This window comes from uncultured Brevundimonas sp. (genome assembly GCF_963977465.1).
Lineage (GTDB): Bacteria > Pseudomonadota > Alphaproteobacteria > Caulobacterales > Caulobacteraceae > Brevundimonas.
Genome location: NZ_CAXBOQ010000002.1, coordinates 548,138 through 569,902, shown reverse-complemented (window position 1 = coordinate 569,902; position 21,765 = coordinate 548,138). Strand labels below are relative to the sequence as shown.

The following is a 21,765-nucleotide window of genomic DNA, read 5'->3' as shown; positions in this document are numbered from 1 at the left end:
TCCTCTCAGTCTTTTTCCATCGTGCATTGCAGCGGATGCTGGTGGCGGCGCGCGGTTTCAATCACCTGGGCGACCTTGGTTTCGGCCACCTCGTAGGTGAAGACGCCGCACACCCCGACACCATGCTGATGCACATGCAGCATGATGCGAGTCGCGGCCTCGCGGTCCTTTTGAAAGAACCGTTCCAGCACGTAGACCACGAATTCCATCGGCGTGTAGTCGTCGTTGAGAATCAGCACCCTGTAGAGCGAGGGCTTCTGAAGCTTGGGCTTTGTTTCGGTGACGGTGGCGGAGCCGAAGCCATCGCCTTGTCGTTCACCTGGCCGCTTGGAAGGCATTCTTGATCCGTATCGGGGAGTAGGTAGCTCAGATAGGTGATGATGGCCTGAATTGAAGATGCGTCCAGTCACAGCTTGCGTGACAAAGGGTTCATGACCGAAGTTTCACGGGTTCGGGCATCCCCGACCCGGTATTACCAGGCAAGCCGCATTGTCGTCGGCGGAGGTTTCAATGCCCTTTACCGTCCTGTTCGCCAGCCTGCTCCTGCTGCAGTCCCAGCCGGTCGTGATCCCCGAACAACCGGTGTTGACCGAAGTCATCACAGCGAGTGACACCGCCATTTTCAGCGTGATGTTCGACCAGTGCGACCCAGACGCCCTGGCGGATCTCGTCACCGAGGACATAGAATTCTATCATGACCGCGGCGGGCTGACTGCGACCCGCGCGGCCTTCGTCGATGACTATGCGAAGGATTGCTCCGGCAAACAGGCTGCGGACGCCTTTCGCTCGCGTCGGGAACTCGTGCCCGGCACCCTGCAGGTCTACCCTATCCCCGGCATTGGCGCGGTGGAGGAAGGCAGTCACCTGTTCTACGAACGCCAGGGCAACGGGCCCGAGCATCTGGTCGGACGGGCGCGCTTCTCGATCCTGTGGCGGCTGGAGGATGGACACTGGCGCGTGGCCCGCGCCTTCAGCATCGACCACGCCGAGGTCGAATAGCGAAAAGGCCCCCCGGATTTCTCCGGAGGGCCTCTCGAAACGCTAACTTGTAGCGCAAGTCGCCTTAGCGGGCGGCCTGGAACTTCTCGACCGAGGCGCTGACGCGCTCGTTGATCGGCTTGAAGCTGTCCTTGACCGAGGCGGTCAGAACGTCCGTCATCTTGGTCATTTCAGCCATGTAGGTTTCCATCGCCGACTTGGCGAAGGTGGTCTGCAGCTCAACCAGCTCCTGGACCGAACGGGCCTTGGAAATGTTCTGGGCGGCGGCGACGCCGTCTTCCCAGGACTTCTTGCTGAAAGCCAGGGTCTGCGAGGACAGGGCCTCGGCACCGCGCTGGGCGGCCGTGGCGGACTCGACGACGGCGTCCAGGTTCTTCTTGTTCTGGGCATTCAGCTCGGTCAGCGAGGCGACCGACTTGTCGACGCCTTCACGGAAAGCCTGGGCACCGGCGGCCTGGGCCTGCTTGGCACTCGCCTGGACCTTGTCGGCCTGAGCCTTGACGGTCGCGGTTGCGGTTTCGACGGTTTTTTTCACGGTTTCGGCGCTGTCGGCCATGGGGAAGTCTCCTGAAGCTGATCGCGGCGGGGCCGCCTGTTTGATATCTCGATGACCGACCTTGTCGATCACCACAGCGTTCATATGGTGCACCTGCGAACGTTCGTCAAGAGACATTGTGCGCCGCACCATTTCAAGGCTGAACGATGGGGGCTGGTGTTCAAATCTCCGTTGACTCCTTGTTAACCGCCACGAAACCCGGAGGCTGCATGCTAGTTTTTGTCAGCGACGCGTCCGGCGGTCGCGACCACGCCATAGTAATGAGGCATCGCTTGCCGATGATCGCAATTTTCCGCCGCGGCCTGATCGCAATCCTGGCCCTGTCCGTTCTTACGCTGTCGCCGGCTACGGGTGCGCCACCCGTGGCCCAGTCGACCGAGAACGCCCGCTATGCCGCCATTGTCGTCGACGCCGCGACGGGTGAGGTGTTGTTCGCCCGCTATGCCGACAGCCGTCGCTATCCGGCCTCGATCACCAAGATGATGACCCTTTACATGGCCTTCGAGGCCCTGTCCGAAGGGCGCGTCAAACTGGATGACGTGATCACCGTGTCGCCACGCGCCGCCTCGCAACCGCCGTCCAAACTGGGTCTGGCCGCCGGGCAGACGATCACACTGGACGACGCCATGCATGCCACGGCGGTGCGCTCGGCCAATGACATGGCCGTGGCCATCGCCGAACATATCGGCGGCACCGAAGCACGTTTCACGGCCCTGATGACGCTGAAGGCCGAAGAATTGGGCATGACCCAGACCCGCTACGTCAATCCCAACGGCCTGCCCGACAGCCGACAGCTGACGACCGCGCGGGACCTGTCGATCCTGGCCCGGGCGGTGATGCGCGACTACCCGCAGTACTATCGCTATTTGGGCTTCCATGACTGGAGCTACCAGGGCCGCCAATACCGCAACACCAACGGGCTGCTGGCGACGGGCCAGGGCTATGACGGCATGAAGACCGGCTACACCAACGCCTCAGGCTACAATCTGGCGGCGTCGGCCGTGCGCGATGGCCGACGTCTGATCACCATCGTCCTCGGCGGCCGCTCCACCGCCTCGCGCAACGCCCATGTCGCCGAGCTGATGGATACGGGCTTTGAGCTGGAGCGCCTGCGCGACCGTGGCCAGCCGATCCAGATCGCCCAGACCTTCTTCGAGCAGCGCGGTTTCGGCATCAGCACCGACAACTCCGCCAGCACGGTCGTCTATGCCTCCGTTGACAGTGACGGCGACGAGGACGGGGTCACGGCTGTCGCCTATACGCCCTCACCCGCACCGCCCCCGGCCCTGGCCGCGCGCATGGCCGCGCCGATCGTTCAGGCCGAACTGGCACCGACTCCGGATCTGACCGCCACCCTCAACGGAGCCCGACCATCGCGTCGCACGACCTCGACCGCGCCGGTGCGTGCGACCCCGGCCGCCTCTCCCGCCGGCCGCTGGGCGGTCCAGGTCGGGGCCTTCCGCGACGAGACCGTGGCCAGCGACTGGCTGGTCGAGGTCAATCGCCGCTTCCGCAGTCAGTTCGCCACCGCTGAACGCTCGGTCCAGACGGCCGCCGGCTGGTACCGGTCGCGCTTCACCGGCCTGAGTGAGGATGGGGCCCAGACCGCCTGTGCCGCCCTGGCTGAACGTCGGGTCACCTGTATGGTGGTGCGGCCGGAATAAGGGGCTCAGCCTTTCCGCAACCGATCACGCGCCGCGTTCACCCGCGACGCCAATCCCTCGCTGCCCCCCTGATCGGGATGGGCCCGGGCCATCAGACGCCGCCAGGCTGACTGGATTTGCTCGGGTGTGGCGTCGGTATCGACACCCAGCACCGACCGGGCCTCGGCCGCGCTCATCGGTTCGGTACGCGCAACGGCCGCCCGGATACGCGAACTCAGCACCAGCCACAGGCCTGCCCCCAGCAGGCCCGCGGCCGGCAGCCAGGCACCGCGCGACAGGGCCAGGGTACCGCCGGCCAGAAGCGCGGCACTCAACAGTGTGGCCGTCACCCGCCAGTGACCCCGTCGGGGCCCTTCGGTCTGTCGGCCCAGTCGCGCCAGCGCCCAGACGGCGATACCCGCCAGCGCCAGCCAGATCAGGCCCATGGCTTCACGCCGCCGCGTCCAGGGCGGTCACGACCTCGTTCAGGCCGAGGGCCTTCATCAGGTTGCGCATCTCCTGACGCGCCGCGACATGAGCGAGGGACACCTTGACCGGCCGGATCTCGGCGGACAGGTCGGCCACGGTCAAACCGAACGGGAACAGCTCGCGGTAGATGACCCGGTCGCGCAGGCCCGGTCCCATGCGGAAACCGACGCGTTTGGCCAGTTTCTGAAGCTTGTCGGCCAGACGCCGACGGTTGCGCGCCTCGGCCACGGCGAGACGGTTGGTGACCACGATCCAGTCGATCGAGCCGCCACGTTCGACGGCGCGCTGCTTGCGGGCCTCCCAGACGCTCTCGGAATAGATCGACGGCTTCTGCAGTTCCAGAGTCACCGGGTCGACCTGACCCAGCAGATCGAAGTCGACGAAGCTGTCGTTCATCGGCGTGACGATCTGGTCGGCGCGGGCGTGGGCGGCACGCGACAGGGCGGTGTCGCCGCCGGGGGTGTCGATCAGGATAACGTCGGCCCGGGCGCGAGCCTCGGCAAAGGCGCGGTCGAAACTGGCGATCTGGTCCTCCTCCGAGGCACGGGCCAGCGACTTGCCGTCGCCCATCTCCGGCTCGATCGGCATCGGCAGGACCTGGCCGTTGGCGGCCATCCACGCCGCGCGATTGCTGAAAAAGCGCGCCATCGACCGCTGGCGCAGGTCCAGATCGATGATGGCCACACGCCGTCCGGCGTGCAGCAGGCCTGTGGCGATATGGATGGCCAGGGTGGACTTGCCCGCCCCGCCCTTTTCATTGCCGACGACGATGACCTGAGGGTCAGCCATTAGGTTCACGATCCCGATTGTGATCGCCGACTCAACATGAGGCGGTTCGCGGGCAGAGTCGCGGCGGGCGGGGGCGGCGTCAACGAAAGGTTAAGCGCGTCCTGTGGATTGCGCCGGTCAGGTGTTGCGGCGGCACCAGGGATCGTCGATTCGGGCGGCGGCGCAGACGGCGGCAGCGGCACCGGCGGGGGCCGCGACCTTGAGCCGCACGAGTCGACGGCCGTCGACATCGACCCCCTCGAACACGGGAGCCAGACCGGTCAGGACGCCGGAATCGGCTTTGGCCGTCAGCCGGGCCCAGGCCAGACGGGCCGAGTCCTCGCTGGAATAGGCGCCGAGCTGGATCAGGCCGGTCGGCACCGGCCGCGCCACCGGCGCGGGCTTCAGGGCCGGACGCAGTCCCGCCTCGGCCGCCGAGGCGGCAACCCGGGTCGAGACCTGCTGGACCACGGCACGGGCGACGACAGGGGCGGCGCGGTCGACGAGACCATCAAGGCCGCCATCACGCGCGTCCCACAGTTCGTGCGGATCCATGATCTCGACCCGCAGGGACGCGGGCTGGGCCGGCCTGAGGCCGAGCTCGCGGGCCGAAGGCACGGCCTTTGGAGCCCGCGATCCATCCAGTGGAATGGCGGCGATACGGTTGGCCAGATTCTCGAAGCGATGGGGATCGCTTTCGACGGCACCACAGGCGCTGAGCCCCGAGACGAGGACAGCGGCCAGAACGGAACGGAACAGGGGCGCAGGGATCATGAGATGACCCTTGCACGGCGAGATTTGAGGGCCGGTTGACGAACAGACTTAAGGCCGAAGGTTAATGCGGTAACCATGGCCGAGGCTGCCCGCCCCCGGTGTCAGCCGATCGCGCCGACACAGCCCTCGGCATCGCCCGGGGTCAGCAGGGCCTCGGTCAGGGCCAGGCTCCAGCCGTGGTGGGTATGCAGGCCCCAGCGGCGGGCTCCGCCACCGTCACCGGCGTCGCCGCCGACGCTGACCACGACCCGGCGTCCGGCCGGCAGGGCCGTCGGATCGACCTTGCCCACGGCCAGCGCCGTCGGCGTCGTCGGGCCGCCGAAGCCGTCGAACACACTGAGTTCGGCCCATTCGCGACGCAGGCCGACCCACCAGGGATTGTCGTTGTTGATGGCGAGGACGGCGACACCGCCGCCTTCGGCAGCGAAGGCCAGGGCGGCTTCGGGGTCGCGCACCATGCGCAGCTGGGCGGCCCGGCCGAAGCGCAGTCGTGCGCCGTCGAAGGCGCGGGCCGGTTCACTGGGCGACCAGACCTGGACCTGGAGCCGTCCCTGACGGGCCAGACCCCAGCCGACGATCTCGCGCCACAGGCCGGCGACGGCCTCACGGCTCTCGGGTTTGGCGGCATCGAGCATCCGCGCCATCACTGCCTGCTCGCGGTCGGGACGCAATTTGGTGTGGGGACCGGTCGGGGCATCCTTGGCGGCACCGACGCGCGAGGCCAGGGCCAGGCGACGTTCGAACAGGGCGAGGATTTCGTCGTCGAGATGGTCGATCTCGTGGCGCAGGGCGGACAGGGCCATCTGCTCAGGCGAGATGGTGGCGGCGGTCAGGACGGCGGGGAGCGGTTTCTGAAGCATGGACTGGGGCACGGAAAGACTTTCAAACGGCTGATCGATGGATTGCGAGAGACACCGCCGCCCTCGTGGGACGGTCGCCGGCGAGTGGGTCAGGACTGCAAGGAGCCCGACGCCTCAGCCGGCGTATCGAAAGCCGTAAAAGCCGTAATACAGGCCGTCGGCCGCGAAAACGCGGTCGAGAGAGATCGCAGCGATGTCGTGCGAGGGGGCCATGGACCCACCAAGCGCGCAACATCCGTGCGCCGTCAACCGCTATGAGCGCTCAGCAGGACAAATCGTGTGCGATTATCGGCGCTATCCTGCAGATCGTTGCGCAAAATCGACAGTCCGTAGACCTCGGCCGCCCGGGCCGGTGCGGCGGCGGCGCGGCTGGAGTCCCCTGCCTCGGCCACGGTCCGGGCCGCGCCGGCGGTGTCGAAGCCCTCGACCGCTGTCAGGCCCAGACTTGCCAGGTTGGCGGTGCACTGAAGCAGGGCCATGGGATGGCTCTCGACCGTGCGAATGTCGGACAGGCGCGCGCCGGGCACAGCCATCAGGGCCAGCCGGATCGGACGCCACACCTCGGCCACCACGGCCATGTCCGCCGCCGCGACCAGGCTGGCGGCGGGCTCGACGGCCCCGATGATGGAATTCTCGACCGGGATCAGGGCACAGCCACAGTCACCCGAGCGTACGGCGTCGAGCGCCCCGGCAAAACTGTCGAAGGCGACGGCCTCGTCCCACGGACGCAGGTCCAGACAGGCCTCATGACTGAAGGCCCCCGGCGCGCCCTGATAGGCGACCCGACCCGGCACGGTGTCTGTCCCGGCCAGGCTGTCACCGGCCATGATCAGGCCGCCGCCGAGCGGGACTGTCGCCCGGACTTCAGCCGTTCGGCCACGAGGAAGGCCAGCTCCAGCGCCTGATCGGCGTTGAGGCGCGGGTCGCAATGGGTGTGGTAGCGGCTGGACAGCTCGTCCTCGGTCACGGCCTGGGCCCCGCCCAGACATTCGGTGACGTTCTGGCCGGTCATCTCCAGATGGACGCCGCCGGGGTGGACCCCTTCGGCCTCGGCCACGTCGATGAAGGTACGGACCTCGCTGAGGATACGGTCGAACGGCCGGGTCTTGAAGCCGTTGGCGGCCTTCAGCGTATTGCCGTGCATCGGATCGATCGACCAGACCACCCGCTTGCCGGCGGCCTTGACCGCCCGCATCAGGCCCGGCAGGCGCAGGCCGACCTTGTCGTGACCAAACCGGCCGATCACGGTCAGGCGACCGGGGACGTTGTCGGGATTGAGCACGTCGATCAGGGCCAGCAGGTCGTCGGCCTCCATCGTCGGCCCGCATTTGACGCCGATCGGATTCCTGATGCCGCGCATGAATTCGACATGGGCCCCGTCCAGCTGACGGGTGCGTTCGCCGATCCACAGCATATGGGCCGAGGTGTCGAACCATTCGCCGGAGCCGCCATCCAGCCTTGTGAGGGCGCTCTCGACATTGAGCAGCAGCGACTCGTGGCTGGTGAAAACCTCGACCCGGCTGAGGTCCGGGTGGCTTTCGGGCGTGACGCCGACGGCCTCCATGAAGGCCAGGGCCTCGGTGATCTTCTCGGCCAGCTCACGATATTTGTCGCCGGCCCCGTTGTCGGCGAAGCCCAGGGTCCAGCGATGGATGTTGTACAGGTCGGCATAGCCGCCGCCGGCGAAGGCGCGCAGCAGGTTCAGGGTCGAGGCCGACTGGTTGTAGGCCTTCATCAGCCGCTGCGGATCGGGGATCCGCTCTTCGGGCGTGAAGCCCATGCCGTTGATGATGTCGCCGCGATAGCTGGGCAGTTCGACATCGCCGATCTGTTCGACGCTGGACGAGCGCGGCTTGGCGAACTGGCCGGCGATGCGGCCGACCTTCACCACCGGCTTGCGCCCGGCGAAGGTCAGGACCACCGCCATCTGCAGGATCAGGCGGAAGGTGTCGCGGATATTGTCGGTCGAGAATTCCTTGAAGCTCTCGGCGCAGTCGCCGCCCTGCAGCAGGAAGGCCTCTCCGGCCTCGACCTGGGCCAGTTTCGTCGTCAGGCGGCGCGCCTCGCCGGCGAAAACCAGCGGCGGCATGGCGCGCAGCTGGTCCTCGACCCGGTGCAGGGCGTCCATGTCCGGATAGTCCGTCGGCATCTGCACGACGGGCTTTGTTCTCCAGCTGTCGGGGGTCCAGCGCGTGTTCATGATCCCAAGATAGGCGCGACAGGGTTGCGGGACAATAAAGCCGTTGGCCCGGGCGCAGATTCAGGCGTGACCTAACGCCGCGCGCCGGACCGGCGGCGGTATGGAAGGGCGGGCGGAGCGCCGGGCCTTCGCCCGGAAAAAGTAGATTATTACCGTTTCGACGAAGGCTGACGCTCCGCGTGGCGAGTTTTCAGGAGCTTGCGTCGGGTGGCGGTCTTATCGCCTTACCGCAGTGCCCCTGACGGGCGGGTCCTGCTTGCGACAGAATCCCCGGACCGGACAGGTATCCCCCCGCCCCTGACCCCGCTTCTCCACTCCCGCCGCACACCAGGTCGCAGGCCAGGCGGCCCTTCCTTGCGACGGGACGGTGGGATTATGGGGCAGGTCGGAGGTGGGGCTGGAAGATTGGAGGGTGGAAAAGGTCAGGGGGTTGATCGGGTTGGGGTTTGGGGAGCGCCGATAGGGGGATTTTTCGCCAACACCGCGCACTGTTCCCCTCTCCCGGCGGGAGAGGGCTTGAGCCGCACCCGAGCGCAAGCGAGGGTTCTGGCGCGAAAGGGAGAGGGGTTACGGTGCGATGCGGGTGACACCGTAACCCCTCTCCCCAACCCCTCTCCCCCGGGAGAGGGGCTAGAAATCCTGGGTCCCCGCCTTCGCGGGGATGAGCGGAATTTTTGGTACCCTGGCGTTGGGATGAGCCAAGGCTTGTTCCCCCTAGCCCACCGCCACGCTGGCGGGAGTCTGTTTGTCCTTCATCATCACCAGCTCCTCGGCCATGGTGGGGTGGACGGCGCAGGTGGCGTCCCACTGGGCCTTGGTCAGGCCGGCCTTTACGGCGATGGCGGCGAGCTGGATCATCTCGGGGGCCTCGGGACCGACGATGTGGACGCCGACGACCTTCTGGGTTTTTGCCTCGACCACCAGTTTCATCAGCACCCGTTCGTCCGAGCCGGTGAAGGCGTATTTCATCGGGCGGAAACGCGACACATAGACGTCGATCTCGCCATCAAGGGTCTGGCGGGCATCGTGCTCGGTCAGGCCGACCACGCCGACCGGGGGCTGGCTGAACACGGCGCTGGCGATGTTGTCGTGGTCAAAGCCCTGCGGATTGTCGAGGAAAACGGTCTCATGGAAGGCCACGGCCTCACGGATGGCCACCGGCGTCAGATTGATCCGGTCGGTGACGTCGCCGACGGCCCAGATGTTGTCGGCCGAGGTCTTCGAGTATTCATCGACCTTGATCGCGCCCCTGTCATTGAGCTCGACCCCGGCGGTCGCCAGTCCCAGATCGGTGACGTGCGGCACCCGGCCGGTGGCGAACATCACCACATCGGTCTCGATCTCATGGCCGTCCTCGAATTTGTTGAGCAGGCCAGTGGCGGTCTCCTCGATCGCCGTGTGCTGGCAGCCCAGGACGACCTTGATGCCGCGCTTCTCGATCTCGCCCGCCAGGTGCGAGCGCACGTCATCGTCGAAGCCGCGCAATATGTTGGGGCCGCGATAGATCAGGGTCGTCTCGACCCCGAGCCCGGCGAAGATGCCGGCGAACTCGACCGCGATATAGCCGCCGCCGGCGATCAGGATACGTTTGGGCAGCACCGGCAGGTGGAAGGCCTCTTCCGAGGTGATGGCGTGGTCGATGCCCGGCAGGTCGGCGGGCTTCCACGGCCGTCCACCGGTGGCGACCAGGATGCGTTCGGCGGTGACGATCAGATCCTCTCCGCCCTCGCCCTTGCCGAGAATGGCGACGGTGTGGGCGTCCTTGAGCACGGCGCGGCCATGGACCAGATCGACCCCGGCCTTACCGAGGTTGGCGACATAGATGCCCGACAACCGGGCGATCTCGACATCCTTGGTCTGGAGGAATTTAGGCCAGTCGAAGGTCGCCTTGTCGATGGTCCAGCCATAGCCCTCGGCGATTTCCAGCGCGTGGCTGACCTCCGACGCCATGACCATGAATTTCTTGGGCACGCAGCCGCGGATCACACAGGTGCCGCCGACCCGATGCTCCTCGGCGACGGCCACCTTCTTGCCGCCCAGGGCGGTCAGCCGCGCGGCGCGGACGCCGCCGGAACCGGCACCGATGACGAAGAGGTCGTAGTCATAGTCAGCCATGGTGTCTCCTGCGGGTTCCGGATCAGGAACTTGGGGTTTCCTCGCCGTTCCCGCTACCATCAATCGCACCTTCGCCCCCGTCCCGGTCGCCCGGCAAATATCGATTGACGGTCAGACGGCGCGGTGAATAGCATCGCCGACAACCCTGAGGTTACCGAACATGCTCGCATTCGTTGTTGCCGCCCTGCTCGGGTCCTCGCTGCCCCAGTCCGTGCCCGCCGCCGCGCCTCCGGCCGACGCTACCCGGCAGCAGCCGGAAGACGGCGCGACGGTCACCATCGGGGACGTCGAGATTATAGCCCGCCCGCGGGGCGACACGGTCCGCGAGTTTGTGAATGAGGTCGCGGCCCCCAACCGCAACCGGGGCATCGCCCGCTGGGAGAAGGATGTCTGCATCGGGGTCGCGAACCTGCGCGGCGCGGCGGCCCAGTATATCGTCGACCGGATGTCGGCTGTCGCCCTGGACATCGGCCTGACTCCGGGCGAACCCGGCTGCGAAGCCAATGTCATCGTCATTGCCTCGGACGCTCCGGACCGTGTGGCCGAGGAACTGGTCAACGAGCGGCTGAACGCCCTGATCATGGGTGGCTCGGGCATGGACCAGGGCCGCGCCGCCCTGAACGCCTTCGCCAGCTCGGACCGGCCCGTGCGCTGGTGGCAGATCAGCATGCCGATCGACAGTCAGACCGGCGCGGCCGCCATCCGGCTTCCGTCCGAATGTGGCGGGTCCTGCACCGGGGGGGCGGATTTCGGACCGAAGGTCCGGCTGCCCACCAGCACGCGTCTGAGCAGTCCGATTGTCGACAGCCTGATCCGCACCGTGATCATCGTGGATCTAGAACAGGCCCGCGGCGTCACCGTCCAGCAACTCGCGGACTATCTCGCCATGGTCACCCTGGCGCAGATCGACCCTGAAGCGGACACCCACGGCTTTCAGTCGGTTCTGAATGTGTTCGAAAGCCCGGCCTCGGTGGACGGCCTGACCGAGTGGGACCAGACCTATCTCCGCGGCCTGTACCGGGCCCACCGCACGCGGAACATCGGCTCCGGTCTCCCTGAGCTCTCTGACTCGATCCGCCGCATACAGGCGCGTGAGAGCGCCAACGCACCGGACTGACCCCGCAAGCGAGTCAAGGCGTCAGCGTCTCCACCCCGCCGTCGCCGCCGATGATGGCCAGATCGGCGAGGTCGAGGAACAGGCCGTGCTCGACCACGCCGGTGATCAGCTTCAGGTCCGAGGCCAGACGGGCCGGGTCGTGGATGGCCCCGCAGGCGGCGTCATAGATGACATTGCCGCCGTCGGTGCGGACGACGCCGCGCTCGGCCTGACGCAGGCGGGCCGGCATGGCGATGTCGTGGTCGGCGAGGACGTCGGCGATACGGTTGGCCGTGGTCTTGTGACCAAAGGCGACCACCTCGATCGGCAGGGCGAACTTGCCCAGCGTCTTCACCACCTTGGCCGCGTCGGCGATGACCAGGCAACGGCTCGAGGCCTCCCACACCAGTTTCTCGCGCAGCAGGGCCGCGCCGCCACCCTTGATCAGGGCCAGACCCGGCCCGACCTCATCGGCCCCGTCGACGGTCAGGTCGAGGCGCGGCGTGTCTTCCAGCGTCGACAGGGGCAGGCCCAGCTCGCGCGCCAGATCGGCGGTGGCCTCGGACGTCGGCACGCAGCGCAGTCCGCCCAGCTTGCGCGCAGCCAGCGCCTTGACGAACCAGGCGGCGGTGGAACCGGTGCCGAGGCCGACGACCATGCCGGGCTCGACATGGGCGGCGGCGGCTTCACCGGCAGATTTCTTCTGGGTGTCAGCGGACATGGTTCGGCTCGCAAACAGAGCCCTTCCCCCTCGATGGGGGAAGGGTTGGGATGGGGGTGAAGGTGTTGGACATGTGGGTACGGTCGCGGGACCGCGCGGATTTCCGCGGCGGTATCCGACCGGACAGACTGTCACCCCCATCCCCGGCCCTTCCCCCATCAAGGGGGAAGGGAGAAGAAGGGCCGCTCATTTCCTCATCCCCGCCTTCTTGGCCCGCATGGAGTCCATGAACCGGCGAGCCCAGCCCGGCTTGGCCGTCTGTTCGCCCCGGCCCAGCGCCAGATCACCGGCGTCGACGTTCTTCGTGATGACCGAGCCCGAGCCGACCATGGCCCCGGCCCCGATGGTTACCGGGGCGACAAGGGCACTGTTGGAGCCGATGAAGGCCCCCTCGCCCACCATGGTGCGGTGTTTGAAGAAGCCGTCGTAGTTACAGAAGATGGTGCCGGCCCCGATATTGGCCCCGGCCCCGACGTCGCCGTCGCCCAGATAGGCCAGGTGATTGGCCTTGGCCCCGGGCCCCATCGTCACATTCTTGACCTCGACGAAATTGCCGACCTTGGCCCCCTCGCCCAGATCCGCGCCGGGGCGCAGCCGGGCATAGGGACCGACCTCGGCCCCGGCGGCGACGGTCGCCCCCTCGATATGGCTGAAGGCGCGGATGCGGGCCCCGCCGGCGATTTTCGCTCCCGGGCCGAACACGACGTAAGGCTCGATCGTGGTGCCGCCACCGATTTCCGTGTCGTACGAGAAATGCACGGTGTCGGGCGCGCTCATCGTCACCCCGGCGGCGAGGAAATTGTCGCGCTGCACCGACTGGAACAGGGCCTCGGCCGTGGCCAGCTCGGCCTGGGCGTTGACGCCCATGACCGCGTCCTCGGGCGCATGGACCACCCGGGTCGCGGCCCCACGCTTGCGGGCCAGTTCGACCACATCGGTCAGATAGTATTCGCCCTTGGCATTGTCGTTGCGGACCTCGGCCAGCAGGGCGAACAGCAGGGCGGCGGGGGCGGCCATGACGCCGGAGTTGCACAGGGTCAGGGCCAGCACCTCGGCCGAGGCTTCTTTCGCCTCGGTGATGGCGGCCAGAGTCTCGCCCTCCATGACCAGACGGCCATAGGCCCCGGGGTCGCGGGCTTCGAAGCCGATCACGGTGACACAGTTCTCGCCGCTGAACACCGGTTCGATATCGGCGGCGGTCAGCAGGGGCACGTCGCCATAGGTAACGACGACATCGCCGGTGAAGTCCTTGAGCGCCGCCTCGGCCGCGCGCACCGCATGGCCGGTGCCGATCGGCGGGTCCTGAACGGCGATGGCCGCCTCGCCCAGCCGTTCGACCACATGGGCGCGCACCGACGGGGAATGGTCACCGACCACCACCACGATCCGCTCGCAGCCCAGCGCCTCGGCCGCGTCGATGGCGTGATCCAGCATGGCCCGGCCCCCGACCGGGTGCAGCACCTTGGGCAGGGGCGACTTCATGCGCGTGCCCTGGCCGGCGGCGAGGATGATGGCGGCCCGGGGCCGGTGTGCTCTGGTCATGAATCGGTCCGGTCGTTAGTCGTCAGCCGGGTCTAGCCCATCGGGCGGACGAACGGGAGATGGCGGCATGAACGATCCGGCGCGCGACCTGACCGGCTGGACCATCGCCTTCGATCTGGACGGCACCCTGGTCGAGACCGCGCCGGACCTGATCGGCACCCTGAACCGCATGCTGGCGGCGCGCGATATCCCGCAGATGCCGGTCGAGGCGGCCCAGCATCTGGTCGGGCACGGGGCGCTGGCCCTGCTGCGTCATGGCTTTCAGGAAGCGGGCGCGCCGTGGCGCGAGAGCGAGGCGCAGGCGCTGCTTGAGGAATTTCTCGCCGACTATATCGAGCACATCGCCGACTTCAGCCGCCCCTACGACGGGGTGATCGCGACGCTGGAGCGGCTGGCGGCGCGCGGCGCGATCCTGTGTGTGGCCACCAACAAACGCACCGACTTGTCGGTCGCCCTGATCGAAGCGCTGGATATGACGCATCATTTCGCCGTCATCTGCGGCCCCGACCTTGTCTCGGCGCGCAAGCCCGACGGGGCCCACATCCGCGAGGCGGTGTCGATGTCGGGCGGGGACCCGGCGCGGGCCATCATGGTCGGTGACGGCGCGCCCGACGTGCAGGCGGCGAAAAGCGCGGGCGTGCCCAGCGTGGTCGTCAGCTTCGGCTATACCCCCATCCCGGCCAAGGATCTGGGCGGGGACGTGCTGGTCGATCATTTCGATCAGGTCGAGGCCGCCATCGACGGGCTGATCGCCGAGGTTCGCGCGCGCCGGAGCATCTGACATCTTGCCAGCACGGGACGCCCGGGCTATGTCGCCGCCTCCCCCGTCCTGACGGGGCCCGATTGATGGATGCGTAGCTCAGCGGGAGAGCACCTCGTTCACACCGAGGGGGTCACAGGTTCAATCCCTGTCGCATCCACCATTTTTACCATTTAAAAACAGCAACTTACCAGACCCGCTCCCTCCGTCCACGGAGGGTTTTTCGTGAATATTCGCGTTTGTGGGGCAGTAGTGGGGCAGTCGATGCGTAAGATCCTTGCGCGGGACGTGACAACATCCCCTGAAATGCGTTGATGCGGGCCTGTTTGCGGCCTGATTCGACCTCACCGCCGCGCCAGCTTTTTGCAGGGCGTTTCATCGGGGTAGGCCCGACCTCTCCGGATCCGTCGCGATCGCTCACTTTAAGGAAACCCGATGGCGTCCATTCCGGACCACCCCAACGATGCTGGAGCTTGGACGCGCCTGGAAGGCCGCGAGGGGTTCGCCCTGTGGCGCCGCGAGCGCCGGGAACTGGCTCCCGTGACGATGTACTATGTGGTCGCACCGCCGCGTCAGAGCGAAATTCTCTACGACGAAGCCAGGGCGCGCGCTCGCTTTAACGAACTCGCCGGCGTCTCCGACGCGGACGGCGTCATCTCGTAAGGGAACGCCACGCCCTTGGGCGCCGCACCCAAAGGGGGGCCGTTCAGCATCACCCAAACCGGTGTCGGGGGTATGGCTGTGGCGGGCGATAGGCATCGCCAACGCCTTCTGCTCTATTCGCCGCATGAAGCCCGCAACCATCTTCGTCGCCCTGGCGCTGTTTGCCGCCGCCTGCACGGCGACCGGCTCGAGCAACAGCCCCCATTCCGGTCCGGTCATCAAGCTGGCCAGTTGGAATATGGAGCATCTCGCGGAGCGGAATAACTCCGGATGCCGCCCTCGCACCGACGCCGATTATGCGGCGATGCGGGCCTATGTGGACGACCTCGGCGCCGACGTCATTGCCATTCAGGAGGTCGAGACGAAAGCCGCCGCAGAACGGGTGTTCAACCCTGCGATCTATACCGTCGTGATGGAGGACCGGATCGGCACGGATCGCGGCGGAGCGTGTCGAGGACGCGACGGGCTGACGATCAATGCCCAGCGCACCGGGTTCGCGGTTCGCAACGGTCTGGCATTCGAACGACATCCCGACGTCACCAACATTCAGGTGGGCAATCCCGACCTTCGCTCAGGCGTCGACCTTATGGTTCGGCCCCGGGGCGGTGCGCCTATCCGGGTGCTTTCGGTACATCTGAAGTCGGGGTGTTCGTCCGGAGACCGGAACGACGCCTGTCCGGTCCTGTTCGAGCAGGTTCCGGCCATGGAACGCTGGATCGATGACAGAGCCGTGGAGGGGGTGCGTTTCGCAGTGCTGGGGGATTTCAACCGGCGCATGGGCATGGCCAATGACGCCGTCTGGGCCGAATGGGACGATTCATCTCCGCCGAACTCGGACCTCGCCCTTGCGTCGGGCGACGAGTCCGCAGGATGCAATCCTCGCTACCGGGACTTTATCGACTTCATCGTCCTTGATCGGCGGGCAACCGCCAACCTGAGTAGCTTTGAGGAACGGACGTTCGGTGGCCAGGCTCTGAGCGATCATTGCGCGATTTCGGCCACCCTGAGCCTTCGCTGATGGTCGATCCGGGTCCCTTGCAGCGAGGGTGGTCCCGGTTGCGAACGGCGTGGTCACGCAATGATGGAAAGCCCCGCGAGGAATGGGCGCATGGACCCGACCTCAAGGAAACGGTGTTGATCGGAGCGCTGCTGGTGGTCATGGTCCTGACCGGGCTGGCGACCTGCAGCGCCATGGGGTCAATCTAGACCGCGTCGCGAGCGTCCGGCCCGGCCGTCACCTCACCTTCTCCGGACGCGATCTAATCGAGGGACAGCGGCGCGTCAGAGCTCCGGTCAAGGCAGCCCCGATCAGATCGGCGTCAGAGCGCTGTGATCGTGCCGGAGCGTCGGCCAGTCAGTTGGGAGCCGGCGTTTCGTTGAGCGTCTCGATGTTCAGGGCCCATTTCGGCATCTTCAGCCGGAAGTGGCGCTGGCTCTCACAGAAGGGCTGGACGCGCGTCCAGGTCATGACGGCAATGTCCGGTGTCTCCTCCGAACAGGCGGCGCTCACCCGTTGGCGGAATTCGGGTGACATTACGAAAATGGACGACCGGTTCCTCCATGGGAGCGCAGACCGGTGACCTTGCCTGAAACCGTCGGAAGGCGATCTCGCCAGGGAGCCAGCTGGGAAGGAAATGTCCGTAGCGCTCTCCTAACCAGCCCCTATGTCCGTCGGGCTCCCTTAGTGAGCCGGATCTGGACATGCCATGCGGACAAGCCAACCCGGGTGGTCGGCGCGGCCGAGCGGTCCGGCCGTGGGGATCCTGCGCTTCCGCGTGGGCATCTACGACCGTGTATGATGGTTCCGTCCCACTGGTTGGGCCGAGAGCCCTTTCAGTCGCACACGCTCAACCCGCCGCAAGCGCCTCCAGGACCGGACATTCCGGCACTTCCCCGCCCGAGCACCGGGCGGCGGCGTTGGCGAGGATCCGTTCCATCCGCCGCAGATCGGCAATCTTGGCGCGCACATCCTCCAGATGCACCTCGGTCTTGTGTTTGACCTCGGCGCAGGTCTGGGTCCCGGAGTCCGTCAGAGCCAACAGCGAGCGGGTCTCCTCCATCGAGAAGCCGATATCCCGCGCCCGCAGGATGAACCGCAGCCGCTGCGTCAGATCCGGCGAATAGACCCGGTAGCCGTTGGCTGCCCGCGGCGGCGGCGGCAGCAATCCGACCGTCTCGTAATAGCGGATGGTTTCGAGGTTGCACCCGGTCAGCTTCGCCAATTGGGCCCGCAACAAGCCCGTCTGAAGCACCATAAAAAAGCCCTTGTGTCTGTAGCAACTACAGGGATTACGCTGAAATCAGTCAGAAAGAAATGGAGAGAACTTATCGATGTCTTCAGCACCGGAGCCGGAGCCACCGGCATCAACGCCGGACGAGGGCGCGAAGCAGGGCCGATGGATCGCGGGCGGCGCGCTGATCGGCGCGGTGCTGGCGTCGGCCTGCTGCATCGTTCCGCTGGTGCTGGTCATGCTTGGCATTTCAGGGGCGTGGATCGCCAACCTGACAGCGCTTGAGCCGTACAAACCCTATGTCGCCGCCGCCACCCTGGCCCTGCTCGGCTACGGGTTCTGGCACGTCTATTTCAAGCCGAAGCCGCCCTGCGAGGACGGGTCCTACTGCGCCCGCCCGCAATCGGCGCGGACCACGAAAATTGCCCTCTGGCTCGGCCTGGCCGTCGTCATCATCGCGCTCACGCTCAACTGGTGGGCTCCGTATTTTTACTGAGAGGAAAGACCCATGAAGAAGACATTCTTGATCGGCCTGGCCGTTGTGGCCGTGGCCGGCGTCGGTGCCGCCGTCGCGTTTGATGGACCGGCACAGAACCGCCCGGCGGCGACCGCCGCTGCCCAGCAGCAGACCACTTTTGCTATTGAGCACATGACCTGCGCCACCTGTCCGATCACGGTGCGCAGGGCGATGGAAGGCGTGCCGGGCGTCAGCGCGGTGCAGGTGGACTTCGCCGCAAAGACGGCCCGCGCCACCTATGATCCGGCGCGCGCCACGGCCGCGCAGATCGCGGCCGCCTCGACCAATGCCGGCTATCCCGCCCGCGTCGTACAAAACTAGGCACCGCAGGCAGCAAGACGGCCTTCACCCGCGTCGCATCTCCCGCCCCCCCCGGAGGGGGTGGGACCAGGCCGCCAGCGCGCTGGCATCGCGTGCATCCCGACCTCGAGCTGCAGCCGGGGAAGGCTGCGCTTCGTCAGGATCAAAACGGAAGAAAACGGCATCATGGCTGACAAGGTCGAGAAGACGGACGGGACCGACAGCCTGTTGCTGCGGATGGGTGTGATCGGCACCGTCATTGTGGCGCTGTGCTGCTTTACCCCGGTGCTGGTGGTGCTGCTGGGCGTCGTCGGGTTTTCCGCCCTGACGGGCTGGCTCGATGTTGTGCTGCTGCCCGCGCTGGCCGTGTTCGTCGCGCTGACGGTCTATGCCGTCTGGCGGCGTCGGCGGCGGATGAAGACCGCCTGATCGACGGCCCACCGGGCCGCGCCGATCGTCAGAGGCTGCAGCCCCCCCTCGTAACGGAGAAGACTGACATGACCGACACATATGACTACGACCTGATCGTGATCGGGGCCGGGACCGGCGGCAACGGCGTCGCCCGGAAGACGGCGGCAGCGGGGTGGAAGGTCGCCAGCGTCGACAGCCTGCCCTATGGCGGCACCTGTGCGCTGCGAGGCTGCGACCCCAAGAAGATGTTGATCGCCGTCACCGAAGGCGTGGACTGGGCCCACAACATGGCCGGCAAGGGCCTGGAGGCGCGACCCTCGGTCAGTTGGCCCGAGATGATGGCGTTCAAGCGCACCTTCACCGACACCATGCCGTCGCGCATCGAAGCGGGCTTCCGCAAGGCCGGGATCACGGCGCTGCATGGCGAAGCGCGGTTTACCGGGCGCGATACGATCACGCTGAACGGCGAGACCCTGCGCGCGAAGCATTTCCACATCGCCACCGGCGCACGGCCGATGACGCTGAACATTCCCGGCGAGGACCTGCTGACGACCAGCACGGAATTTCTGGAATTGTCCGAGCGCCCCGACAGGATCACCTTTGTCGGTGGCGGGTTCATCGCCATGGAGTTCGCCCATATCGCCCAACGCGCCGGAGCCAGCGCCGTCACGGTTCTGGAAATGGCCGGGCGGCCGCTCGGACCGTTCGACGCCGATCTGGTGGCGATGCTGGTGGAGGCCTCGACCGAACTGGGTATCGAGGTGCAGACCGAGGCGAAAGTCCTGAAGGTCGAAAAGCAGGGCGGCGCGTTTGCCGTGTCCTATGAAACGCCGTCCGGCATCCAGGTGCTGACCTGCGATCTGGTGGTTCATGCGACCGGCCGCGTCCCTAACATCGACTCTCTGAACCTGCCTGCTGCCGGGGTCGAAGCCGGCAAGCGCGGCATCAAGGTCGACGCCGCCATGCGCACCACCAACCCCACCATCTTCGCCGCCGGGGATTGTGCCGACAGCGGGCTGAACCTGACCCCGGTCTCGGCCTATGAAGGGCGGATCGCGGGCAAGAATCTTCTGGCCGGGAAGGACGCACGGCTCGTGTCCTACCCGCCGATACCCAGCGTGGTCTTCACCCTGCCGCCGGTCGCGACCGTGGGGCTGTCCGAGACGGCGGCGACGGAAAAGGGTCTGGAGTTCGATACGCATTTCGAGAAGACCTCCGGCTGGTATTCGTCGATGCGGGTCGGGGCGACCACGAGCGGATTCAAGGTACTGGTGGAACAGAAAACCGGCTTGATCCTCGGCGCGCATCTGATCGGGCCGGGGGCCGAGGAACAGATCAATCTGTTCGCCATGGCCATGGGCGCGGGGCTCACCGCCAACCAGATCAAGGCCATGATTTTTGCCTACCCCAGCTTCGCCTCGGACATCGGATCGATGGTCTGACGCCGCTCACGCGCGCGTCGGCTGAACCCATGACACCACCGACCCACCCAACAGAACGGACTGCACGATGAACAAGCCCGTAAAGGACCTCGACTGCTGTTCGGGTGCTGCGGAAGACTCCGGCCATAGGGGTTTCGATGTCGCCGTCATCGGCGCGGGGTCGGCGGGTTTCTCCGCTGCGATCACCGCAGCCGATTTGGGTGCCAGGGTGGCGCTGGTCGGCCATGGGACGATCGGCGGCACCTGCGTCAACGTCGGCTGCGTCCCGTCCAAGACGCTGATCCGCGCCGCTGAAGCGGTTCATGCCGGCCAGGCTTCCCGTCGGTTTCCCGGTCTGGGGGGCAGCCTCAAGCTGGAAGACTGGGCTGCGCTTGCGGCCTCGAAGGATGAGCTGGTCGCGGGGCTGCGGCAGAAGAAATATGTCGACCTGCTGCCGGCCTATCCCAGCGTGACCTATGTCGAAGGCCGGGCGCGCTTTGTCGACGGCAAGCTGCTCGTCGACGATGCGCCGATGCCGGTGGGCAAGATCATTCTGGCGATGGGCGCGCGCGCCGCCGTTCCGCCCATTCCGGGGTTGGAAGACGTGCCCTGGCTATCCAGCACGTCCGCGCTGGCGCTTGAACGGTTGCCCCGGTCGTTGCTGGTGATCGGCGGTGGGGTGATCGGTGTTGAACTGGGACAGATGTTCGCCCGGCTTGGCGTGGCGGTCACGATCTGTTGCCGCAGCCGCCTGTTGCCCGACATGGACCCGGAGTTCAGCGCCGCCTTGCAGACCTATCTGAAGGCGGAGGGCATCAGGGTGTGCACCGGGGTCGGCTACCAGCGGATTGTGCAAACCGACCACGGGATCGAACTCACCTGCGACCGTCCGGCCGGCAAGGGCGCGGCGCGCGACGGCGATGCGGCGGTCGAGGTCATCGCCGCGGAGCAGGTGCTGATCGCGACGGGCCGCCAGCCGAACAGTGACGGCATGGGACTGGAGGCACAGGGCATCGAGCTTTCGCGCAACGGCGGCATTGTCATCGACGACTATCTCGAGACCACCGTGGCTGGCGTCTACGCGGCCGGGGACGTCACCGGGCGTGACCAGTTTGTATATATGGCGGCCTATGGCGCGAAGCTGGCGGCGCGCAATGCTGTCGGCGGCAATGACCATCGCTACGACAACAGCACCATGCCGGCTGTGGTGTTCACCGATCCGCAGGTCGCGAGCGTCGGTCTGACCGAAACGGCGGCAAGGGCGCAGGGGATGGACATCAAGACGTCCCTGCTCCCGCTCGATCAGGTGCCGCGGGCACTGGCGGCGCGCGACACGCGCGGGCTGATCAAACTGGTCGCGGACAAGGCGACGGACCGCCTTCTCGGCGGGCAGATCATGGCCCCCGAAGGCGCGGACGCGATCCAGACGATGGTGCTGGCGATCAAACACGGCATGACGGCCACCGAGCTGGGGGCGACGATCTTCCCCTATCTGACCACGGTCGAAGGCCTGAAACTGGCGGCCCAAACCTTCGACATGGATGTCTCGAAGCTCTCCTGCTGTGCGGGGTGAAGCCAGCCGTGGCCACCGGCTGAGTCAATGGCAGGGACCGCCGAGAGCCCGCAGACCTGCTCGCTCTCGCCAAGACACAGAGCTTAAACCCCGAAAGCTTTCAAAATTGCGCGCCTAAGTCCCATT

24 protein-coding genes and 1 tRNA gene are annotated in these 21,765 nt (G+C 66.6%); 13 read left to right on the top strand and 12 right to left on the bottom strand.

Annotated elements, in window-relative coordinates; all coding sequences use genetic code 11:
• Positions 1–5: 5 nt before the first annotated feature.
• Entirely contained in the window at positions 6–338 is a 333-nt protein-coding gene (gene clpS, locus AAC067_RS06785; protein WP_300444052.1) for an ATP-dependent Clp protease adapter ClpS, read from the bottom strand.
• 172 nt (positions 339–510) lie between these two features.
• Here clpS and AAC067_RS06780 point away from each other — a divergent pair, with 172 nt between their 5' ends.
• Entirely contained in the window at positions 511–999 is a 489-nt protein-coding gene (locus tag AAC067_RS06780; protein ID WP_339930817.1) for a nuclear transport factor 2 family protein, read from the top strand.
• 64 nt (positions 1,000–1,063) lie between these two features.
• Here the strand turns inward: AAC067_RS06780 and phaP are convergent, their stop codons facing one another.
• Positions 1,064–1,555, bottom strand: coding sequence for a TIGR01841 family phasin (gene phaP / locus AAC067_RS06775; protein ID WP_339930815.1), 492 nt, complete (start codon positions 1,553–1,555; stop codon positions 1,064–1,066).
• 278 nt (positions 1,556–1,833) lie between these two features.
• On the opposite strand from phaP, the gene AAC067_RS06770 reads away from it, so the two are divergent.
• Entirely contained in the window at positions 1,834–3,219 is a 1,386-nt protein-coding gene (locus AAC067_RS06770; RefSeq protein ID WP_339930813.1) for a serine hydrolase, read from the top strand.
• Positions 3,220–3,224: 5 nt separating this feature from the next.
• On the opposite strand, the gene AAC067_RS06765 is transcribed toward AAC067_RS06770, so the two are convergent.
• The 7 genes from AAC067_RS06765 to gor all read right to left on the bottom strand — a co-directional run bounded on the left by AAC067_RS06765 (position 3,225) and on the right by gor (position 10,404).
• Positions 3,225–3,644: a molecular chaperone DnaJ gene (locus AAC067_RS06765; protein WP_339930811.1), complete on the bottom strand. Its 420-nt coding sequence runs from the start codon at positions 3,642–3,644 to the stop codon at positions 3,225–3,227.
• Between the two features lie 4 nt (positions 3,645–3,648).
• A complete protein-coding gene (locus AAC067_RS06760; RefSeq protein ID WP_339930809.1) occupies positions 3,649–4,476 on the bottom strand; it encodes a division plane positioning ATPase MipZ in 828 nt (275 codons plus the stop codon).
• A 117-nt stretch (positions 4,477–4,593) separates the two neighbouring features.
• A complete protein-coding gene (locus AAC067_RS06755) occupies positions 4,594–5,229 on the bottom strand; it encodes an SPOR domain-containing protein (RefSeq protein WP_339930807.1) in 636 nt (211 codons plus the stop codon).
• A gap of 101 nt (positions 5,230–5,330) precedes the next feature.
• Positions 5,331–6,089, bottom strand: a complete 759-nt coding sequence (locus AAC067_RS06750; RefSeq protein WP_339930805.1) for a chorismate mutase — start codon at positions 6,087–6,089, stop codon at positions 5,331–5,333.
• A gap of 245 nt (positions 6,090–6,334) precedes the next feature.
• Positions 6,335–6,916 (bottom strand): prephenate dehydratase domain-containing protein, encoded by a 582-nt coding sequence (locus AAC067_RS06745; protein WP_339930803.1) that lies wholly within the window; start codon positions 6,914–6,916, stop codon positions 6,335–6,337.
• A gap of 2 nt (positions 6,917–6,918) precedes the next feature.
• Positions 6,919–8,289, bottom strand: coding sequence for a 3-deoxy-7-phosphoheptulonate synthase class II (locus tag AAC067_RS06740; RefSeq protein WP_339930801.1), 1,371 nt, complete (start codon positions 8,287–8,289; stop codon positions 6,919–6,921).
• A 714-nt stretch (positions 8,290–9,003) separates the two neighbouring features.
• Complete coding sequence (gor, locus tag AAC067_RS06735; RefSeq protein ID WP_339930799.1) at positions 9,004–10,404, bottom strand: glutathione-disulfide reductase; 1,401 nt, start codon at positions 10,402–10,404, stop codon at positions 9,004–9,006.
• A 160-nt stretch (positions 10,405–10,564) separates the two neighbouring features.
• Between gor and AAC067_RS06730 the strand changes: the two genes are divergently transcribed.
• Positions 10,565–11,521 (top strand): hypothetical protein, encoded by a 957-nt coding sequence (locus AAC067_RS06730; RefSeq protein WP_339930797.1) that lies wholly within the window; start codon positions 10,565–10,567, stop codon positions 11,519–11,521.
• 13 nt (positions 11,522–11,534) lie between these two features.
• Here the strand turns inward: AAC067_RS06730 and rpiA are convergent, their stop codons facing one another.
• The gene (gene rpiA, locus AAC067_RS06725; RefSeq protein WP_339930795.1) at positions 11,535–12,221 is read right to left on the bottom strand and encodes a ribose-5-phosphate isomerase RpiA; all 687 of its coding nucleotides are present in this window, start codon (positions 12,219–12,221) and stop codon (positions 11,535–11,537) included.
• Between the two features lie 186 nt (positions 12,222–12,407).
• Positions 12,408–13,763 (bottom strand): bifunctional UDP-N-acetylglucosamine diphosphorylase/glucosamine-1-phosphate N-acetyltransferase GlmU, encoded by a 1,356-nt coding sequence (glmU, locus tag AAC067_RS06720; protein ID WP_339930793.1) that lies wholly within the window; start codon positions 13,761–13,763, stop codon positions 12,408–12,410.
• Between the two features lie 67 nt (positions 13,764–13,830).
• Here glmU and AAC067_RS06715 point away from each other — a divergent pair, with 67 nt between their 5' ends.
• The 5 genes from AAC067_RS06715 to AAC067_RS06695 all read left to right on the top strand — a co-directional run bounded on the left by AAC067_RS06715 (position 13,831) and on the right by AAC067_RS06695 (position 16,392).
• Positions 13,831–14,544, top strand: a complete 714-nt coding sequence (locus AAC067_RS06715; RefSeq protein ID WP_339930791.1) for an HAD-IA family hydrolase — start codon at positions 13,831–13,833, stop codon at positions 14,542–14,544.
• A gap of 67 nt (positions 14,545–14,611) precedes the next feature.
• A tRNA-Val gene (locus AAC067_RS06710) sits at positions 14,612–14,686 on the top strand.
• A gap of 272 nt (positions 14,687–14,958) precedes the next feature.
• A complete protein-coding gene (locus tag AAC067_RS06705; protein WP_339930789.1) occupies positions 14,959–15,186 on the top strand; it encodes a hypothetical protein in 228 nt (75 codons plus the stop codon).
• A gap of 124 nt (positions 15,187–15,310) precedes the next feature.
• The gene (locus AAC067_RS06700) at positions 15,311–16,204 is read left to right on the top strand and encodes an endonuclease/exonuclease/phosphatase family protein (RefSeq protein WP_339930787.1); all 894 of its coding nucleotides are present in this window, start codon (positions 15,311–15,313) and stop codon (positions 16,202–16,204) included.
• Complete coding sequence (locus AAC067_RS06695; protein ID WP_339930785.1) at positions 16,204–16,392, top strand: hypothetical protein; 189 nt, start codon at positions 16,204–16,206, stop codon at positions 16,390–16,392. Before AAC067_RS06700 ends, AAC067_RS06695 begins: the two co-directional genes overlap by 1 nt.
• A 641-nt stretch (positions 16,393–17,033) precedes the next feature.
• Here the strand turns inward: AAC067_RS06695 and AAC067_RS06690 are convergent.
• Entirely contained in the window at positions 17,034–17,441 is a 408-nt protein-coding gene (locus tag AAC067_RS06690; protein ID WP_339930783.1) for a helix-turn-helix domain-containing protein, read from the bottom strand.
• 76 nt (positions 17,442–17,517) lie between these two features.
• Here AAC067_RS06690 and AAC067_RS06685 point away from each other — a divergent pair, with 76 nt between their 5' ends.
• The 5 genes from AAC067_RS06685 to merA all read left to right on the top strand — a co-directional run bounded on the left by AAC067_RS06685 (position 17,518) and on the right by merA (position 21,639).
• Positions 17,518–17,913, top strand: coding sequence for a mercuric transporter MerT family protein (locus AAC067_RS06685; RefSeq protein WP_339930781.1), 396 nt, complete (start codon positions 17,518–17,520; stop codon positions 17,911–17,913).
• 12 nt (positions 17,914–17,925) lie between these two features.
• Positions 17,926–18,255, top strand: coding sequence for a cation transporter (locus AAC067_RS06680; RefSeq protein WP_339913183.1), 330 nt, complete (start codon positions 17,926–17,928; stop codon positions 18,253–18,255).
• A gap of 165 nt (positions 18,256–18,420) precedes the next feature.
• A complete protein-coding gene (gene merF, locus AAC067_RS06675) occupies positions 18,421–18,663 on the top strand; it encodes a mercury resistance system transport protein MerF (RefSeq protein ID WP_339930779.1) in 243 nt (80 codons plus the stop codon).
• Positions 18,664–18,731: 68 nt separating this feature from the next.
• The gene (locus AAC067_RS06670) at positions 18,732–20,087 is read left to right on the top strand and encodes an NAD(P)/FAD-dependent oxidoreductase (protein ID WP_339930777.1); all 1,356 of its coding nucleotides are present in this window, start codon (positions 18,732–18,734) and stop codon (positions 20,085–20,087) included.
• A 67-nt stretch (positions 20,088–20,154) separates the two neighbouring features.
• A complete protein-coding gene (gene merA / locus AAC067_RS06665) occupies positions 20,155–21,639 on the top strand; it encodes a mercury(II) reductase (RefSeq protein ID WP_339930775.1) in 1,485 nt (494 codons plus the stop codon).
• Positions 21,640–21,765 lie beyond the last annotated feature (126 nt).